Origin of the sequence: Bremerella sp. TYQ1 (genome assembly GCF_020150455.1) — a bacterium.
GTDB classification, from domain to species: domain Bacteria; phylum Planctomycetota; class Planctomycetia; order Pirellulales; family Pirellulaceae; genus Bremerella; species Bremerella volcania_A.
In genome coordinates, this window is record NZ_CP083740.1 from 655,628 (window position 1) to 674,609 (window position 18,982).

At 53.4% G+C, this 18,982-nt stretch carries 12 protein-coding genes and 1 riboswitch; of the genes, 8 read left to right on the forward strand and 4 right to left on the reverse strand.

All coding sequences use genetic code 11. From position 1 onward, the window contains the following. Window positions 1-52: 52 nt before the first annotated feature. The 4 genes from LA756_RS02455 to LA756_RS02470 all read right to left on the reverse strand — a co-directional run bounded on the left by LA756_RS02455 (window position 53) and on the right by LA756_RS02470 (window position 7,542). On the reverse strand, window positions 53-1,072 hold the full coding sequence (locus tag LA756_RS02455; protein ID WP_224438299.1) for a DUF1559 domain-containing protein: 1,020 nt from the start codon (window positions 1,070-1,072) through the stop codon (window positions 53-55). A 1,505-nt stretch (window positions 1,073-2,577) separates the two neighbouring features. Then, window positions 2,578-3,213, reverse strand: coding sequence for a hypothetical protein (locus LA756_RS02460; protein ID WP_224438300.1), 636 nt, complete (start codon window positions 3,211-3,213; stop codon window positions 2,578-2,580). A 277-nt stretch (window positions 3,214-3,490) separates the two neighbouring features. Next, window positions 3,491-4,024, reverse strand: coding sequence for a hypothetical protein (locus LA756_RS02465; protein WP_224438301.1), 534 nt, complete (start codon window positions 4,022-4,024; stop codon window positions 3,491-3,493). A gap of 2,345 nt (window positions 4,025-6,369) precedes the next feature. Then, window positions 6,370-7,542 (reverse strand): DNA-binding transcriptional regulator, encoded by a 1,173-nt coding sequence (locus LA756_RS02470; protein ID WP_224438302.1) that lies wholly within the window; start codon window positions 7,540-7,542, stop codon window positions 6,370-6,372. 434 nt (window positions 7,543-7,976) lie between these two features. Here LA756_RS02470 and LA756_RS02475 point away from each other — a divergent pair, with 434 nt between their 5' ends. From LA756_RS02475 to LA756_RS02510, 8 genes are all read left to right on the forward strand, one after another. Then, window positions 7,977-10,382: a PSD1 and planctomycete cytochrome C domain-containing protein gene (locus LA756_RS02475; protein ID WP_224440460.1), complete on the forward strand. Its 2,406-nt coding sequence runs from the start codon at window positions 7,977-7,979 to the stop codon at window positions 10,380-10,382. A gap of 64 nt (window positions 10,383-10,446) precedes the next feature. Then, a complete protein-coding gene (locus LA756_RS02480) occupies window positions 10,447-11,922 on the forward strand; it encodes a DUF1501 domain-containing protein (protein WP_224438303.1) in 1,476 nt (491 codons plus the stop codon). A 185-nt stretch (window positions 11,923-12,107) separates the two neighbouring features. Next, window positions 12,108-13,706, forward strand: a complete 1,599-nt coding sequence (pckA, locus tag LA756_RS02485; RefSeq protein WP_224438304.1) for a phosphoenolpyruvate carboxykinase (ATP) — start codon at window positions 12,108-12,110, stop codon at window positions 13,704-13,706. 111 nt (window positions 13,707-13,817) lie between these two features. Next, window positions 13,818-15,269 carry a sulfatase gene (locus LA756_RS02490; protein WP_224438305.1) on the forward strand — a complete coding sequence of 484 codons (1,452 nt, stop codon included), beginning with the start codon at window positions 13,818-13,820 and terminating at the stop codon, window positions 15,267-15,269. 110 nt (window positions 15,270-15,379) lie between these two features. After that, window positions 15,380-16,687 (forward strand): MFS transporter, encoded by a 1,308-nt coding sequence (locus LA756_RS02495; RefSeq protein WP_224438306.1) that lies wholly within the window; start codon window positions 15,380-15,382, stop codon window positions 16,685-16,687. Between the two features lie 347 nt (window positions 16,688-17,034). Next, window positions 17,035-17,112, forward strand: a riboswitch (cyclic di-GMP riboswitch). A gap of 179 nt (window positions 17,113-17,291) precedes the next feature. Continuing rightward, window positions 17,292-17,492, forward strand: a complete 201-nt coding sequence (locus tag LA756_RS02500) for a Flp family type IVb pilin (protein ID WP_224438307.1) — start codon at window positions 17,292-17,294, stop codon at window positions 17,490-17,492. Between the two features lie 339 nt (window positions 17,493-17,831). Beyond that, the gene (locus LA756_RS02505; RefSeq protein WP_224438308.1) at window positions 17,832-18,398 is read left to right on the forward strand and encodes a prepilin peptidase; all 567 of its coding nucleotides are present in this window, start codon (window positions 17,832-17,834) and stop codon (window positions 18,396-18,398) included. 155 nt (window positions 18,399-18,553) lie between these two features. Next, window positions 18,554-18,913, forward strand: a complete 360-nt coding sequence (locus tag LA756_RS02510) for a TadE/TadG family type IV pilus assembly protein (RefSeq protein WP_261362080.1) — start codon at window positions 18,554-18,556, stop codon at window positions 18,911-18,913. Window positions 18,914-18,982 lie beyond the last annotated feature (69 nt).

Here is an 18,982-nt window from a genome sequence, read left to right on the forward strand (position 1 = left end):
AACGCCTGAGCCAAAGACTTCAGGCGTTTGTTGCTTTGCCAGGCACAAGCGATTATTCGGAAACCGCTTCGCCGCCGTTACGGCTCGCCAGAGCACCCCAAACACCATACGGCGAAGCACCGCCGCTGAAGTTGAAGCTCGCGCCCTGGTTGCCGGCGTTGATCGTTTCGCTGATGAAACGAACCGAACCATCACCCATGCTCACCATCACACCGCCAGGGTGCAGACTGCTGGCCCCAGGCAGTGCCCAGTTGCCATCGTGGATGTTGCCACTGGTTCCGTCACCGGTGCAGCTGACACTGTTCGGCGGGGCTGCGGCAAAGAAGCCAGAGTAAGTCGCACGACCGTCGTTCCAGCGCGAATCTTCGATACGGCCAGTCCAAGTGGTCGTCAGTGCGGCAGTACAATCCGAAGGAGAGCTATCGCCATCAAGCGTGATCGCAGCGAATGCACCTTGGTCTGGTCGAGCCGACGAGGCCATCGCAATACGTTCCGAGAACGCCATCGTGTTCGACAAACCATCGGTAACCGAAGCGAAGCTCAGTTTGTTTCGTGGAGCTTCATTCGTGCCGCCACTACCTTTCTGGAACATTCCACGGGTTGTTTCCATCGGACCATCTTTGTCACGCAGGCGATCGCCCAGGCACATGTGATAGTTTCGCCAGCTCGTTTGACCGCTGTTGAAGCTACTTGGTGGAATCGACGTTGGGCAAATGAACCCATCAAACGAGAAGTTCTGCCAGTAGTCACGTCCTGTCCAGGGAGCTGTGCCTAGATCGTTGGTGATTTGTTCGTAGGTGTTGTTCTGCTCCAAGAATGGAAGCAGCGAAATGAAGCCACTACGACGATCGTGATTGTTCCCGCCAATGTTACGCAGCGGTGGCATGTAACCGAACGTGTCGTGATGGTTATGCAACGAGAGCCCCAACTGCTTCATGTTGTTAGAGCACTGCATACGTCGAGCAGCCTCTCGAGCTTGCTGCACAGCTGGTAATAGTAGAGCGATCAGAACGCCGATGATGGCAATCACGACGAGCAGCTCAACCAGCGTAAAAGCTTTCCGGTTTTGCATAAACTTCTCCCGATAACAAAATGAGAATGAGATCGATAAGGTGCGACGCTAGGTCAGAAAAGAACCCGTAAGGAATAGCCGTGGGCAAAACAGTAGACCGTAGTCAAGGAACAGAATAAACCTCAATTTATTTATTTACACCCTCTGATTCGGGTACCCGCAGTATAAATGCGGATATAGCGCAAGTTTATAGTTCGCTGTAGGTTACGCGTGCCACCCGATCTGACTGCAATTGCGTAATCAGTGTTAGTCATGATGGCTATAGTTTGCCCCCCAGGCCTTATGGCACGACAGGCAGTTCGTTCAAGATGGGGGCAGAAGAGAGCATTCGCGCCGCCACGGCCGATCCGGCCCAACCGCCGTTTCACCACATACGCGACCAGGCAAAATCGACCTACCACCGATGCCCAACCGGAAAGAGCGTAAACTGGTTTCCGAGAAGGTGCCGGATAACTGGGGTGAGTCACCCTGGGGCAGATTCGCCGCGAGAAACAGAAGCGACGCATGATCGTCAATCGACTCGTTGATTCACCGAAGAAATCGCTGACCCGGTACCCAACGATCGAAGACGCAAATTCCCATCGACAGAAAATCCGCTGCCGACGAAGAGGACGGAATTGCCATTAGGCATTACTATCCGTCAGAAGATGACTAGAGTGAGCGGATGGGCGACGTTTCACTCGATTTTGATCGCCGTCTGGTACCGAAAGCTCGGCGAAAACAGCTCGATTATCCGTCGTTACCCAGTGGGTGACGCATTACTCGGGAAGAACATCAGTTCTGACGTGTTCCCAGACTGCTATTTATTCTGTTAAGCGTTTCAACAACCGCATGGTCCTCGCGCCTATCAAGAAGAACATCACCTCCCATTTCGGCGTAAATACACGCGTTACTGACACTGTTGTTTTCCATGGTCCTCAGGAAATGGAAATCGAATGACACGTCCCATGGATCTTTGCCTGCCGCGGAGGCCGTAATCGTGCCGACATGCCTTACAACGTGATCGTTTTTGCTTCTCCTGATTCTTATGGCAGACAGATTCGTGTCAATTTCTCCATGCTTTTGAGACAGAGCATCCCTAATCATCATGTATGACTCATGAGTCATATCGAAGAATGCTATATCAGCATACTCGTTTGTCAGCTGATCTAATTCTGGACCATCCATAAACTTATTTAGCCCATCGTCCTGGGTTGCTGGGCCCGAGAACGCACCTATGGAACGTTTTGAATCGCATCCATCACATCCTGTGAAAAGCGAAATGCAACAACAGAAAACAATTTGTGACAGTACACTACTGCGCCAGAATTTCATCGCCTATCCTGCATTTGCGATATAAGTGGAGCGAGGTGGTTAAGAAAAGGGAACGGGGCAACACTATTCGGTACGAAGGCTTGCCAATCGTCTGCCTCTGTGGCCTTAGGATGAAGATGGCCAACCGACGACCACACCGGTAGCCACCCTACGGCAGTCTACTAAAAAGACCCCGTCCCCGTTTCTTCGCCCTATGGAAGGTGATCGGGAAAGCTTGCACGTTGCTGTATCATCGGCGAGTCAATGTCACGATACCAAGGGTCATTTCTTTTTAGAAAATCGGCAAGCGGTATGTTTTCGTACGCATCGGCACCATTAGGATTTGTACTGTTTTTGGAATTGGCGTCTAAGTAGACATAGTAGCGTTTGTCGTAATATCCGAGGTGATAGAAGACATAAAAGTGACCCCCTTGAACCATGTTTATGCGAAAAATGCCATAGTAAAACGTTGCCGGGTGATTTCGATGTTTGTGCCCTTCAGTAGATGAAGTTCTGAGGAGTCCGATTAACTGCTTGGTGGCAGCAGGTCCAAGTCGTTTGGAAGCCTTTTGAGAATATTCAGATTCGGTAAACGGCCACCCAGCTCCAGGATCAAATTTTAGGATCTCGATGGATTTGATATCGGCCTCGGTAAACTTCCCGACTCGAATTTCGTCAACGAAAGTAGGGCCCGGATTCACGCCCGCGAAAAATAAAGAGTATGTGCACCAAGCAATTACCGTAAAGCCGAACAAAACGCCAAGACCCTTAGCAATCAAAAGACGGTTGAGCCTTGTAGAGTTATTGTCGGCTGTTTCTTTCTCTTCTTCATCAACGGACAACTTCATTTGGCTTAACGCATAAATTGATACTAGGCACTATCGGAAAACGGTAACTTGGGGAATAACGGAGACGGGGTCTTTTTGGCTGTGTGTTACAACTGCGGCTTGCCAATCGTCTGCCTCTGTGTCTTTAGCATGTAGATGGCTAACCGACGAAGACACCAGTAGCCATCCTACGGCACTCGCGAGCAGGTTCAATGGGCACGGCTTCCACCAGGCCCTCGGTCGTCCCACCCGCAACAAGCTGAGGACAGCGGTTGGAAAGAAATGGGGACTGAGGTCATCAAGCGTCGCTTGGTTTTGCCTGTAGCTCGAGATCAGGCTTTCGCTCCAGCAGCGTTTGAAAGAACGCCTTGATGTCTTCTTCCTGGAAATAGGCCAGTGCGCCGATCCAGTGGATCTGTTTGCCATCCTGTTTGGTCAGGGTCAGGCTGTAGTCTCGCAGTTTTTGTCTGCCAGCTTGGGCCCCTTTTATTGTATGCGAGGCCGTTATCGGGTTTGAAGCGATGACGGCCGCCTTTTCTAAGGTCGAAAAGTTGCGTTCCATGAAACCTTGAAACTGGCCCGTTGAAATACTCTTTAAATCGGTCAGTCTGACGCTGGAGCTACCAAAACAAACCTCCTCTTGATCTATCGACAGTCGCTTGCCGCGGTGTCGCTTACTCAAGTACCACTCCAAGAGAATCGGCGGTCCCAATGTCATCATGGGGGCCATCACCCACCAAACCGGATCTTTGAACAAGGGGGCTGGGCGGTCCAGCACCATCGCACAGAGGACTACCGACAAAATCAGCCCGCCGAAGAGCAGGCCAACCATCAAGAAGCCTGCGAAAGTCGCCCCGGCCGATGCAAGTCGAGGACATTGGCTGCGCGGCAGCGGTTCCCAAATGGTCTTGTTAGGGTCGCGATGAAAATCGGATTCTGTCAACGTACGGCGTTCCTCTGGATGGGGTATCGGGAATAAAAGGGAACGGTGTTCTTTCGTGGGTCGTCAAGTAGCCGTTCCGAGGAGCCTGTCTGCCATTGCCGAACTCGGGAGTTTAGAAGCAGGCTGGCCGTTGCACAATCGTAACGTTTAACGTTGAAGCGGAACAGAATCAACTGCCTTGGGAATTACTACGACAAAATAACGAGAGCCCCAAGTTTCTCTTGCCGTGTCGATGCATTCTTGCGACCGAAGCCGCATGCCGACGAAGACGACGGCATGGCACCCAGGCTCGCGTCCCCATCAATCACATCGAGCGTGACACGTTCCGCGCCGCTGGTCTACAATACGAACGAGAACTGAACCATGAATCATGCACCCGCGGGGATGCACTGACCGATATGTTATTAGCGATCCATCACCGTCGAGCTGTCCGCCATGTTCTTGTGGAACACGGCTACCTCGACATTACCCGGAGGTCCGTTCCTCAACCACTTCCTGCTAAAAAATGCGCAAAGATTAAGTGAGGGGCACAGGTCACGGGTCGCTGTACAGATGGCCCTGCTCAAGGCTATAACATGGATATTCGATCAAGTACATCGCACCTCTTGGGTCTAACGTTGCTTCTGCAAATGGCATGTGTGGCGTGTAATAATGAAGTCAATTCGAGGACAATTCCTCGGCTGAACAGACACAATACTCTCGTTGAATTGTCAATCACATTGACTCAATTGATAGAAGAGAGTGATGGAGACGAGTCATGGTGGACGCTTGCCAAAACAGCCGCAGAAAAATTGAGCCTTTCTCAATCCCGGGACATAGTATTGGTCAGCAAAGATCATATGTCATTTCAACAAAATGAGTACATTGTGTGGTGTGATAGTTGCCACGAAGCTACGAGTCCTAACGCAGGAGTACTACCGCTTATTGTAAATGTGGCGCCAATAGCTAAAAAGGATGGCCTATTTGAGGTCCTTTTGAAAACGCTCGATGGTCACGAACTTTTTCGGATAATGACTCGTAAGCAAGTTGAGCATATGAGTCAGATTTCAGATCCGAGCGACGTTTACCATTTTATGCAAAGTGTTCCGGTATCTTCGGAATAAGATTTCAGCGCGTCGTGTCGCCTCATGCCAAAAGTAAATTCACGGTTCGCTTGGCGTCGTCCGTGCCGTGATTGCAATTACTCGACACATGTAATATTCGCAACAATACAGCGGTAAAATACTATTGTCGTGACGCCGAGATACACGCGTCGATACATATCCGACTGCCAATCGTCATAAATAGAACTCCAAATGTCTCACCAAGACGTTAAGTTAAATAAAACGACGTTTTCTTTGCCGTATATCGTCTTTTTCTGTACTAGTACGTTTGTTGGGTCAGTAGGATGCGTCTATTGTGGGCTGAGATTTCATGACATAAGAATGCAGGGGCATGATGGCGACGGTTACGTATCCGTAATAGAATATATGGCCTGGATTGCAGCGTTCGTAATGAGCATGTTAAATGGCGTAGTGCTTCCGTTGGCAATGGCACGTCATTTGTCGTTTATTCACAAACGTTTTGGAAGCGAACTGCCCGGCTCAAGTAGTGACTAACGCTATGATGCCAACTTTAGCACCTAACGCGTGACAACAAACGATTTTGGTCTTCTTGTTTTCTGGTGAGTGCGGTCATCGTTTGGACACCGAGAGGTGGTAACGCTGGTGATCGCCGTTTGACATGAGTAACTTCATGGTTCGCTTGACGAAAGTGGCCCCATAAATTGCCTGCAAACGATTCCATTCGACAAGCCTGGGTGCCATGCCTTCGTCTTCGTAGGCATGTGAATTTTAGAGAGCTTTCAATCGCATTCCCATGCTGGTTGAAAGCGAGACGGCGAGTTATTTCTTTCGTTGTGACTCTCGCGCAACCATGCCGACGAAGACGACGGAATGGCCCCTAGAGAATCTATCAGTTTCTGAGGGTAGCATTCGCGCATGGGAGAAACCTTGCTTTTACGAGCAATTGCGCAGGGTGCGCGAGTGGTTGGTTGAATCGGATGGCGGGGGAACTGAGGCTTCGTCGGTGGAAGCTTGTTAAGATGCGGATCTAGGTTCCGCCAGCCAGCTATTATACCGGAGTTTGCGCGTACATTGCTAGGAATAGTTAACGAGTTCTCGCAGAGTGTTGTTGGTATCGTGTGCGAATTCGGGTTAAGAAGCTCAATTAGTCGTGCGGAGTGAGAGCCTTTGTTACCGGAATCGGCGGGAGGCTCCTTTGACGTTTTGAGTTCGGTACTGGCCAGGCGTTTGGCCCAGTTCACGCTTGAAGACGACGCTCATGTATTCTGGATGGTCGTAGCCTGACAGCCCGGCGATTCGTTCCAGCGGCAGATCGGTTTCACGAAGCAGCTGCTTGACCCTTTTGAGCTGGACGTTGCGGATCTCGGCTTGCGGACTGCGGCCGATGAATTTCCGGAAACGACGTTCCAAGATGCTTCGCGAGACTGGGACATGCTGCAGAACATCGACCACCGAAATACCGTCGCACGCATGCTGGCGGATGTATTTCACCGCGGAGGCAACAAGCGGGTCTTCGATGGCGAGCACGTCGGTCGACTGCCGGGTAACGATGCCGAGCGGCTCGACCAGCTTGCTCATTTGGGTTGGTTCTTCACCCTTCATCAGCCGATCGAGCAGGGCAGCGGCTTCGAAACCGATACGCTGTGGATTGGGCATCACGCTGGAAAGGGGAGGGTCGCACAGCTCGCAGACTAGTTCGTCGTTATCGACCCCGATGACGGCAACTTCTTCCGGAACGGCGGCGTTGATGCGTCGGCAGGCGTCCAGCACATGCTGCCCGCGCATGTCGTTGCAGGCCATGATGCCGATCGGCCGAGGTAGCCCGCGTAGCCAGTCGCAAAGCTGGGCTTGCTGCTGTTCCCAGGTAAGCGCCGAGGAGCTATCCCAGGGGCCCTCGAGCAATTCGACCGGACCGGCCGTCTTCTCGATGGCATCTTTAAAGCCGTGGTACCGCCGGGTGGACCAATTGTGACCACTAAAACCGCAGAAAGCGAAGTAGCGAAAGCCACGTTCCAACAAGTGAGCGGCTCCCATACGACCGACCGCTTCGTGATCGGTGCCGATGTGAGGGAGCCCTTGGTCCCCGTAGATATCGGTAAGGTCGACCGTGGGGATGTTCCACGCCTTTAGTTGTTCGGCCAACTGCGGCGTGGTGCTGCGGGTAATAATTCCGTCGCCGTCCCAGTTTTCAAGCCAAGCGGGGGGGCGGTAAGCGAGTTCGCGAAGATCGACAAACATCGACCAAGGCTCGTTAGCGACCACATAGCGGTTGATACCACGAAGGACTTCGCGACCGTAGACGAGCGAAGTCTCGACGATAAGCATGACGCGGCGACGTTGCATAGAAAAGGGGCTCAGGCTGTGATGAGGTTTGTTGTCAGGAAGAACCCCATTATGGGCCGAAATGATTCTCAAACGCAATCATCAGTCAAATCCTGAGACAAATTTTTTGGGAATTTCTTTCTCCTCTAGTTTCCTCGAAAAGTCTGGGAAAAGTGAGCCATGCCGGGGAATCCGGCAGCGTTCGTAAGTCAAGAAAGAAGCGGTGATAGCGTGTCGGAAAAGGCTCTCAAAACGTTTTCGGTAAATCTCATTGATTCCGCTTGGCACAACGAGAAGAATAAGGGGGATGATGCAGTAAAGCTTCTCCTAATTTTAGCGATGCCTTGTCCGCGCGAATAGCTTTTCGCCAAGGTAACGTCCTACCAAAACAACGCTATAAGTTATTGCAAATGCTCTACTTACGTAATGCTAGGCGGTTCCCAGCGACTGCGTTGGTGTGTCTTCTGGGGCTATGGATTGCCTCCGCGGCACAGGCTCAGGAAGAGTCGCAACCGACCATCAAATTTAATCGCGACGTCAAACCGATCCTGGCGAAAAAGTGTTTCGCTTGTCATGGACCAGGCGAGCAGGAAAGTGGTTTGCGCCTGGACGAACGCGAGAGCGCGACCGGGGAATCGGATTCCGGCATGTTGGCAGTCGTGCCGGGAAATGTCGAAGAAAGCGAGCTCATCCGTCGAATTGTCTCGCACGACGAGTTCGAGAAGATGCCCCCCGAAGGGAAGCCGGTCAAACCGGAAGAGGTCGCCATCCTTAAGAAATGGATCGAAGAAGGGGCCCAATACCAAGGCCACTGGGCATTTGAGCCTGTTTCCGACCCCGAACCACCAGCAACGAATCACAAAGACTGGGTCCAAAACCCAATCGACCAGTTCATCCTCGCCCGGCTCGAAGAGAACGGTTTAGAGCCGAACGCGAAAGCATCGAAGCGAACTCTCATTCGTCGGGCCTATTACAACCTGACCGGGTTGCCGCCGACGAAGGAAGAGATTGAAGCGTTCGAAAAAGATGATTCGCCGGACGCATGGAAGAACCTGGTCGACAAGCTGCTCGCTTCGGAGCATTACGGCGAGAAGTGGGGGCGGCACTGGCTCGACTTGGTTCGTTTTGCCGAAACGAACAGCTACGAGCGTGACGGCGTGAAGCCAAACGCTTGGAAGTACCGCGACTACGTCATCCGTTCGTTCAACGAAAACAAGCCGTACGATCAGTTCATTATCGAGCAGCTTGCCGGCGACGAAATCGAAAACCCAACGCCGGAATCGATCATCGCAACCGGCTACTACAAACTGGGTGTGTGGGACGACGAACCTGCCGATCCGCTGCTGCACGAATACGATCAGTACGACGACATTATCTCGACCACCAGTAAGACGTTCCTCGGCGTGACGATTGGTTGTGCACGTTGTCACGATCACAAGATCGATCCGATCAGTCAGGCCAACTACTACGAGTTCCTTTCGTTCTTCCGCGGAATGAAGCCTTACGGAAATCGTGGGGACGTATCATTCAGCCAACGAGAGATCTCGCCACAAGAGGTGATCTCGGCCCACGAGAATCATCGTCGGGAACGCGAAGCGGTCGAGAAACGCTTGAACGAAATCGTTTCGGCAGCGATCGATCAACTGCCACGTGAAGAACATCGCGAGGTTCGCAACCAGCGTAATCCAGACCGACGTCGTGAACGGATGGACGAACGCATCGCGGAACTCGTTCCGAACGAAGCGTCGGAATATGCCGAGTTGAAACGACAACTCGACGCGATTCATGACAAAGAAAAGTATTTGCCGGCACGAGAATTTGCTCTCGCTGTGAATAAGGCGAACAAGCAACCGCCGGAAACGACCATCATGATGCGTGGCAATCCGCACGTTCCTGGGGATGTGGTCGAACCCAACTTTCCGAAGTTCTTCAAAGTGGCCAAGCCAGTTGTGCCGGAGCCATCGGAGCAGCAGGAAACGTCCGGTCGCCGCTTAGTGCTCGCCAAGTGGATTGCTTCGGAAGAGAACCTGATGACGGCTCGCGTCATGGTGAACCGATTGTGGCAGTTCCAGTTTGGACGCGGCCTGGTTCGATCTTCGAGCAACTTTGGTCAACTAGGTACTCCGCCTACGCATCCGCTCCTGCTCGATTGGCTCACGCAAGAGTTCATCGACAGTGGCTGGGACATCAAGCACATGCAGCGACTGATGATGCTATCGTCTGCCTATCAGATGTCGTCCGCGGGTGCCGAAAAAGGGCTCGCTGAAGATCCTGCTAACGAATTGTTCTGGCGATTCAACTCGCGTCGTTTGACTGCCGAAGAAGTCCGTGACTCGATTCTCGCGGTCAACGGTCGACTGAACGACAAGATGTATGGGCATGGCTTTTACCCGCAGATTTCCGCGGAAGTGATGGCCGGTCAGTCGAAGCCTGGCGATGGCTGGGGCAATTCGTCCTACGAAGAGCAAGCTCGCCGAGCCGTGTACATTCATGTGAAACGATCGCTGGTCACGCCAATCCTGTCCAGCTTCGACTTCCCAGAAACGGATGCTCCGTGCGAAGAACGTTTCGTCACCACGCAGCCGGCTCAGGCATTGGGCATGATCAACGGCCACTTTGCCAATCAGCAAGCGTCTGAACTGGCCAAGCGAGTGCGAGAGACAGGCGCGACTTCGCAGGAAGACAAGATCCGCGAAGCGATCCAGTTCGCTATGGCTCGCGAAGCAAACGATCAAGACGTGAAGATCGGCATCTCGCTAATGAGCGATTTGCAGAAAGACCACGGTCTCGATGACCAACGGGCTTTCGACTTGTACTGCTTGATGCTGATTAACTTGAATGAATTCTTCTTCCTGGACTAACGCACGACGGTTTTCTGTCGGACGTTAATTCAGTGAATGAAACATATTGGAAGGAAGGGTAATCATGTCAAACTCGGAAATGCCGAAGTCCAGCTATTGTGGCAATACCCGGCGAGAGTTTTTGTGGAACGCAGGGGCGAAGTTCCCTGGGCTTGCACTCACCTACATGCTGGCCAAGGATGGCTTCCTCGCGAACCAGGCGATGGCTGCCGATGGCGTCAGCGCGTTCGATAATCCGCTGGCTGCTAAACAGCCGATGTTCGAAGGCAAAGCCAAGAACGTCATCTTCCTGTTCATGTATGGCGGTCCGAGCCATGTCGATACGTTCGACTACAAGCCGAAACTGTACGGACTGGACGGTAAAACGGTCCCTGTGAAAACCAAGGGTCGTGGCGGCGAAAAGAATGAAGGCCGCGTCGTCGGTCCGAAGTGGAACTTCAAGCAGTATGGCGAATCAGGGCAGTGGGTTTCCGACTTGTTCCCTCACTTGGCGACTTGTGTCGATGACATCGCCTTCCTGAAGTCGTGTCAGGCCGACTCACCTATTCATGGTTCGGCCATGTTGATGATGAACTCGGGGCGAATCCTCAGCGGATATCCAACGCTCGGTTCATGGGTCAACTACGGCTTGGGGACGGTCAATCAAAACCTGCCTGGCTATGTGGTCATGCTGGACCCTAGCGGCGGTCCGATCAGTGGTGCAAAGAACTGGACGTGCGGCTTCATGCCGGCGAACTACCAGGGAACGATCTTCCGCAGCAAGGGTGCTCCCATTATCGACCTGGCTACGCCGGATGGAATGACGCGTGCCGCTCAACGGCGAATCTTGGATGCGATGAAGGAAGCCAACCAGCAGCACTTCGAGGCCCGCAGCGACAACACCGAATTGTCGTCACGGATTGCGAGCTACGAACTGGCTTACCGCATGCAGGAACATGCCCCGGAAGCGGTCGACTTGAATACCGAATCGGAAGACACCAAGCAGTTGTACGGCATGGACAATCCGGAGACGGAAGAATTCGGTCGTCGTTGTTTGATGGCTCGCCGATTGGTCGAACGTGGCGTTCGTTTTGTTCAGCTTTATTCCGGCGGTCACCACAACGACAACAACTGGGACGCCCACGGCGACTTGGAAAAGAACCACAACTACCACGCCGGTCGTACCGACAAGCCGATCGCCGGTCTGATTAAAGACCTGAAGCGTAAGGGCATGCTGGACGATACGCTGATTGTCTGGGGTGGTGAGTTCGGTCGTCAGCCTACCGCCGAATACGAAAAGGGTACCGGACGAGATCACAACTCGTACGGCTTCACCATGTGGATGGCTGGTGGCGGCATCAAGGGTGGCGTCTCGTACGGGGCGACCGATGAACTGGGCGCTGAAGCGGTGGAGAATCCGCTGCATGTTCGCCGAATTCACGCGACCATCTTGAATCAGTTGGGACTCGACCCGAACCACTTGAGCTACTTCTATAGCGGCTTGGATCAGAAGCTGGTCGGCGTCGAACACACCGAACCGATTCACGAGATCATCACGTGAGCCGGATCGGTTCCAATTAACGCAGCAACGCGACCATTTCGCGCATTTTAACAAGCGGCCTGTCGGAAAACGCCGGGCCGCTTTTTTGCTGCGCCGCGGTCGGGGTCGCGTCGTGGGGGAAACCGGGTAGAATACGGAAAGATGCCTTGGTGAAGGGTCTTTTCTCCCAACGAAGTGGTGCAGCGATGAGTAGTATCGATTTAAAAGGATTGGATATCGATGTCGAAGACGTTCGCCGAAACATGGCGCCTTCGACCCTTTACGAAGAAGCGATTCGCGACGAAGAAGACGCCGCCATCGCCGATTCCGGGGCTTTGATTGCCTACAGCGGCGAAAAAACAGGCCGTTCGCCGAAAGACAAACGCGTTGTCGAATCGGAAGAGTCGAAGAATGACGTCTGGTGGGGACCGATCAATATCCCGATCGAAGACCATACCTATCGCATCAATCTCGAGCGTGCGAAAGATTATCTCAACACCCGTAAAAAGCTGTATGTGGTCGATGCGTTTGCCGGGTGGGACCCGAAGTATCGGCTGAAGATTCGTGTGATTTGCTCGCGTCCGTACCACGCGTTGTTCATGCACACGATGCTCATTCGCCCAACCCACGAAGAGCTGCAAAACTTCGGCGAGCCAGACGTGGTGATCTACAACGCCGGGCGTTTTCCCGCCAACCGACATACGCCTGGCATGACGTCGAAGACAAGCGTCGACGTCAACTTGGAAGACCGCGAGATGGTCATCCTGGGGACGGAATACGCCGGAGAAATGAAGAAGGGCGTGTTCACGATGATGAACTATTACATGCCCAAGCAAGGCGTCCTATCAATGCACTGCAGCGCGACCACCGAGCCAGGCTCGGACCGCAGCAGCATCTTGTTCGGTCTATCCGGCACCGGGAAAACGACTCTTTCGGCCGATCCGAAGCGACTGTTGATTGGCGACGACGAACATTGCTGGAGCGATGATGGCGTCTTTAATATTGAAGGGGGTTGCTACGCCAAAGCAATCGATCTGACGCCGGACAACGAGCCAGAAATCTTCCAGGCCCTGCGGTTTGGTTCGGTGCTGGAAAACGTGGTCTACGACAAAGAAGACCACCACGTCGACTTCACCGATACCAGCATCACGCAAAATACCCGTGGTGCGTATCCGATCGAGTTCATCCGCAACGCGAAGATCCCTTGCGTGGCCGGTCATCCGACCGACGTGATCTTCCTGACATGCGACGCGTTTGGCGTGCTGCCTCCGGTAAGCAAGCTCACTTCGGCCCAGGCGATGTATCACTTTATCTCCGGCTACACCGCTAAGATTGCGGGGACGGAAGTTGGAGTGACGGAGCCACAAGCGACGTTCAGTCCTTGCTTCGGCGGGCCGTTTTTGGTTTGGCATCCTGGCAAATATGCCGAGCTGTTGGCTGAAAAACTGGAAAAGCATAACGCCAACGTTTGGCTGGTGAACACCGGCTGGACCGGCGGAGCCCATGGTGCCGGGTCGCGGATCAAGCTGAAATATACCCGAGCCATCATCGACGCCATTCACAGCGGTGAACTGGCCAATGCCCCAACAGCTGAAGATCCGGTCTTTGGCATTCACGTCCTGCAAGAATGCCCAGGCGTTCCGGCAGAAATCTTGAATCCGAAGGGGACGTGGAGCGATCCTGCGGCCTACGATCAAACGGCTGCCAAGCTGGCGTCACTATTTATTGATAATTTTCAGAACTACAGTTCTGGCGTGAGTGAAGACGTCCGTCAGGCCGGTCCCGTGGCGAAAACTTCGGTCTAGCCTGGGTGATTCTCGTCTCGTTTCCGATTATGCTCGAACATCGGCCTGCGCAAATTGAAACGCGCCGGCCTGTTGGCGACGCAAATCCCACCCCCTCGGAGATGAGACGACATGACGACTCGAGTCTTCCTCTTCCTGCCCTTATTCCTGACGGTGCTTGGCCTCTTCGGCGAATCGACTTTGGATGCTGCCGAAGCGAAGCGGCCGAATTTTGTCTTCTTTCTCGTCGACGATCTCGGTTGGGCCGATCTTTCCTGCTACGGCAGTACGTTTCACGAGACGCCCAACATAGATGCCTTTGCGAAAAGTGGCATGAAGTTCTACCAGGCCTACACCGCTTGTCCGGTCTGCTCGCCGACGCGGGCCTCAATTCTCACCGGGCGGCATCCGGTTCGTGTTGATGTGACCGACTGGATTCCTGGCAACAGCGGGACCGGGAAGTTTCTCCAAGTCGAAGATCGCGACAATCTCGCCCTAGAAGAAGTTACCATTGCCGAAGTGCTGAAAGGGGAGGGGTATCAAACCTTCTTTGCCGGCAAATGGCATCTCGGTGACAAAGGGCATTGGCCCACCGACCAAGGGTTCGACATCAATATCGGAGGGCACGATCGTGGTTCGCCGCCGGGCGGTTATTACGCACCGTGGAACAATCCCGTGCTCGAAGCAAAGGAAGATGGCGAATACCTGACCGAACGCCTGACTGAGGAATCGATCAAGTTCCTCGAGAACCGCGACGAAGCCAAGCCGTTTTTCCTTTATCTTTGCTATTACAATGTCCACACGCCGATTCAGCCTTATAAGAAACGCGTCGAGTACTTCGAAGCAAAGAAGGGCAACATCGAAGGCAAAACGCCGGTAATTGCCGAGCATGAAGGGCAGTCTCGGGCACGTCAGGACAACGCCGCTTACGCATCGATGGTTGCCGCCGTCGATCAAAGCGTCGGGGATATCCTTGCGAAGCTGGACGAGTTGAAGCTCGACGACGACACCGTGGTTTGCTTTTTTTCTGATAACGGCGGCTTGTGCACGCTGGGCAAAAACCGCGTGGCGCCGACTTCCAATTTGCCGCTTCGTAGTGGTAAAGGATGGCTGTACGAAGGGGGCGTTCGCAGTCCGATGATCGTTCGTGCTCCTGGCGTGACTCAAGCCGGCAGCAGCACCGAGTCGCCGGTCGTTAGCACCGACTTCTTCCCAACGATGCTGGAACTTGCCGACTTGCCACTGCAGCCGAAGTTGCATGCCGATGGCGAGTCGCTTGTCGCGATGCTTGGTGGTGATGATCCAGCCGAGAAACGAACGTTCTACTGGCATTACCCGCACTACCATGGTTCGACATGGAAGCCAGGCGCTTCGATTCGCGACGGCGACTGGAAGCTGATCGAGTTTTACGAATATGACGAAGTCGAACTGTACAACCTGGCTGACGATCCTGGCGAGAAGAACGACTTGAGCAAGTCGATGCCGGAAAAGACGACCCAGCTTCGCGAGAAGCTTCGCACCTGGCAAAAAGAAATGAACGCCAAGATGCCGGAGCCGAACCCAAAGTATCGCGGCGCGAAATAGGACATGTCCCCCTGGTTTGTGAAGCTTGCTAGCTCAGCTACAATCGAGCCCCAACACCCCTCCTGTTAAAAAGCTAATCCTCGTGAGAAACCGCTAAAAGGACCTGGTTAATGCTGAATTCCAAAGTCATCGGACTCTCGGTGATGATGTTCCTCCAATTCTTTGTTTGGGGGGCTTGGTACGTAACGGTTGGCAACTATATGGACGCCAACGGAATGACCGACCAGATTAGTTGGGCATACACCGTGGCTCCGATCGCGGCGATCATTTCACCATTTTTCCTGGGGTTTGTCGCGGATCGCTACTTTGCCTCGGAACGCGTCCTGGCCGTGCTGCACCTGCTTGGTGCTGGGGCGATGTTGGCCGCCCCGTTTGCTGCTGAGGTGACGATCAGCGCGAAAGACATGGACCCCGAATCGTTCATGACAACGATTTACTCGTCGGCGTTCATCGTGACGTTGCTGCTGCATGTTCTCTGTTATATGCCGACGCTGGGGCTAACCAATACGTTGGCGTTCTCGAACATTGACGATCAAGAAACGCAGTTTCCGATCATTCGCGTGTTCGGCACCATCGGTTGGATTGTCGCCAACTTGACGGTCAGCAGTATCTTTGGTGCGGATACGACCGCTCAGCAGTTCTACATCACCTCGGCTGCCGGCGTGGCGTTGGGTATCTTCAGCTTCTTCCTGCCGCACACCCCACCACCTTCGGCGGGGAAAGCGGTTACGTTCCGCGAGATCGTGGGGGCCGATACCCTGTCGCTGATGAAAGAACGCTCGTTCTTCGTCTTTATCTTGGGGTCGTTCCTAATCTGTATTCCGCTGGCAGCTTACTATGCGTTTGCTCCTGTGTTCGTGAAGCATACCGGCTTTGAAGCACCCGGCAGTATTATGTCGATGGGGCAGGGCTCGGAAATCATCTTCATGCTGCTGATGCCGCTCTTTTTCGCTCGCTTGGGCGTGAAGTGGATGTTGTTCGTTGGTATGGCTGCTTGGGTGCTACGATATGGTTTGTTCGCCGGTGCCGAAGGTTTGGATGGCAACTTGCCGTATCCGCTGGTGATCGGCGGTATCTTGCTGCACGGTATCTGTTACGACTTCTTCTTTGTGACCGGCTTTATCTACACCGATAAGAAGTGCACCAAAGAGACCCGAGGCCAGGCTCAAGGCTTCCTGGTTCTCGTCACCCAAGGTTTGGGGCTCGGGATTGGTGCTCAGGTCATTGGTTGGCTGTTTGAATCGCAAACGACGACCGAAGGCGCCGTCACGGTCACCAACTGGCAAATGTTCTGGTTGGTTCCTTGTATTGCGTCGGCTGTCGTGATGCTGCTGTTCGGTCTCCTCTTTAATGACAAAGTGGACGAAGCGGATGGGGATGCCGACGAGGACGTTCCTGCCACCGAAGGAACCCATTAAGCGTCGCCGCTTGCACAATATGACCCTAGAAAACGCCGCCACGAGCTTTCGTGAGCGGCGTTTTTTATTGGTGCTGGACACTTTTTAAAGCGTGTAAGTGCCGTATTTTCCAGGGTTTATTGCACGCACCGGAAAATTCTTGGTGATTCGCCGAGTTTTTCTAAAGGTCGTAATTTGACACGTAGCAGACGTGACATAGGTTTCAGGTGTTCAGGCAAGTGCACCGCACGACACCTGGATGGCAACAGGATTCGTTGCCGGACATTTCTCGTCTCATCTGGAACTCATCAAAACCTTATTTAGGGAAACGAGATCCCGGTGTGCGGGCAAGGTCTGCTGCCAACGTCCCCCGACAAAGGCAAACTGGTCGTGAGGCCAGGACGCAAAGCCAAGGACCACATCCGTGTGGTAGCCGGGCTGCCGAAGGGTTGACTCCGGACGACTTCGTCCACTTCCTGATGGCTGTGTATGGGACTGAGGCATTACCAAGAGGACCGCGTTCAACCGAGTTTTGCAGACCAACGTGATGGATTCGTCATGGTTGAACAGCGGTAGTAAGCATCCTTAGTATTGTGCCGATTTTAGGCAACGTTGGAGAATTCTCATGCAAGGTCTCATCCAGAAAGTACAGAACTTCCTCGTATCGGAAGACGGTCCCACCGCGGTTGAATACGCCGTGATGCTGGCTCTGATCGTCATCGTATGTCTGTCCGCCATCTCGGCGATCGGTACCCAGGCGAACGCTACGTTCACCAAGATTGGTACGGACATGCAAACCGCCAACACCACTGGTGGTGCGGTATAAACCGCCACTCAAACGCGTGTGCCACTTTCGGCATACGCGTTTTTTCGTGAAACACTGGAAAGCCCCGGGGCACCCTTACACGGGGACCTACGGGGCTTTTCGCTTTTTCGGATTAGTCCGGTCGTGGCGGGAATAACAATACACCGCGCTGTTGCAACCTGCACGGAATAGGCAGAAATCGGGGAAAATATGGTCTCCGACACCGCATGGTTGCCAGGGTGAGCTACTGTTTTGTGCCGGAGACTGCTGTCGCAGCTTCCGGAAACAAGTCGTGGTATCCCTGTATTTGCGCATTTAGTGGTCGGCCTCGCATAAGACGCGCGAGGTGAGGAGAAAGTCATGGATCTTTTTGTAAGCTTGGCAGAAGCAGTTAAGGAACATTGGCCTGTTTGGGTCGTGACTATCACGTTAATCGTGGCTGCTATCATCGACGGAATTCAATTAAAAGTTCCGAATTGGATCACCTTCCCGTTTGTTGCTAGCGGCTGGATTTACAGCTTCTGCGCATTTGGTTTTGAAGGTTTAGGCTGGAGTTTGCTGGGTACGGTCGTCGGTTTGGCATTGCTGCTTCCGGCCTACTCGATCGGCGGCATGGGTGCCGGCGACGTGAAGCTTCTGGCCGGTGTTGGTGCCTGGATGCATGGCACGCACACCTTCTACGCTTTCTGCATTTCGGCCATCGTCGGTGCGGTTCTCGCCGTCGGTATGGTCCTCGTTCGCAAGGCGTGGAAAAAGCACTCGAACAACGCTCGAATCATTCTCAACGAGATCATGACCATTCGTGATCCCAACGAGTTGGCGAGCATCGCTGCGGAGCGAAAGCCTACGATGCTTCTGCTCCCCTACGGTATTCCGATCGCCATCGGAACCATTGGTTACTTCCTCTGGATGGGACTGCTTGTATGAGCCCGACACCTGCTGCATGCACAGACTGCGCAACCGATTGTGTAAATTTGGGCGAAATGCCACGGACTTTGCGTCCTCGACATTTCGGCCTTGATAAGAGATGCGGATTATTCCGATTGAAACGGTCAGGGGCGGCTGTTGTGGAATTTGCCATTGTGGCACCACTCTTCTTCCTCCTGATTTTCGGGATGATCGAATACGGTCGCATGGTGATGGTGCAGCAAGTGATTACCAACGCTTCTCGCGAAGGAGCACGTCGAGCCGTCCTGGACGGAGCGACAACTTCCGAAGTGGTTGCCGCGGTAGAGTCCTTCCTCGATTCGGCTGCCGTCGATAGTGACGGAGCCGACGTCATTGTGTCGCCAGACCCGCCGGAAGATGCCGGGTTTGGTGGGGCCGTGTCGGTAACTGTTCAGATACCATTTTCCGAGGTCAGCTGGTTGCCATCTCCCATGTACTTGGGATCAACAACCTTGGAAGCGAAGACCTCCATGCGTAGAGAAACCGTTCAATGATCGTTGATGCAAAATATTCCGAATATTCGGGAATTGCCAAACGCAATGATCGTGAGACTAAGAAGGTTA

What these genes read in the sequence shown, in the direction of transcription:
- LA756_RS02455 (WP_224438299.1), bottom strand. Translation starts at nt 1,072, where the DNA reads ATGCAAAACCGGAAAGCTTTTACGCTGGTTGAGCTGCTCGTCGTGATT.
- LA756_RS02460 (WP_224438300.1), bottom strand. Translation starts at nt 3,213, where the DNA reads ATGAAGTTGTCCGTTGATGAAGAAGAGAAAGAAACAGCCGACAATAAC.
- LA756_RS02465 (WP_224438301.1), bottom strand. Translation starts at nt 4,024, where the DNA reads ATGGTTGGCCTGCTCTTCGGCGGGCTGATTTTGTCGGTAGTCCTCTGT.
- LA756_RS02470 (WP_224438302.1), bottom strand. Translation starts at nt 7,542, where the DNA reads ATGCAACGTCGCCGCGTCATGCTTATCGTCGAGACTTCGCTCGTCTAC.
- LA756_RS02480 (WP_224438303.1), top strand. Translation starts at nt 10,447, where the DNA reads ATGTCAAACTCGGAAATGCCGAAGTCCAGCTATTGTGGCAATACCCGG.
- pckA (WP_224438304.1), top strand. Translation starts at nt 12,108, where the DNA reads ATGAGTAGTATCGATTTAAAAGGATTGGATATCGATGTCGAAGACGTT.
- LA756_RS02490 (WP_224438305.1), top strand. Translation starts at nt 13,818, where the DNA reads ATGACGACTCGAGTCTTCCTCTTCCTGCCCTTATTCCTGACGGTGCTT.
- LA756_RS02495 (WP_224438306.1), top strand. Translation starts at nt 15,380, where the DNA reads ATGCTGAATTCCAAAGTCATCGGACTCTCGGTGATGATGTTCCTCCAA.
- LA756_RS02500 (WP_224438307.1), top strand. Translation starts at nt 17,292, where the DNA reads ATGCAAGGTCTCATCCAGAAAGTACAGAACTTCCTCGTATCGGAAGAC.
- LA756_RS02505 (WP_224438308.1), top strand. Translation starts at nt 17,832, where the DNA reads ATGGATCTTTTTGTAAGCTTGGCAGAAGCAGTTAAGGAACATTGGCCT.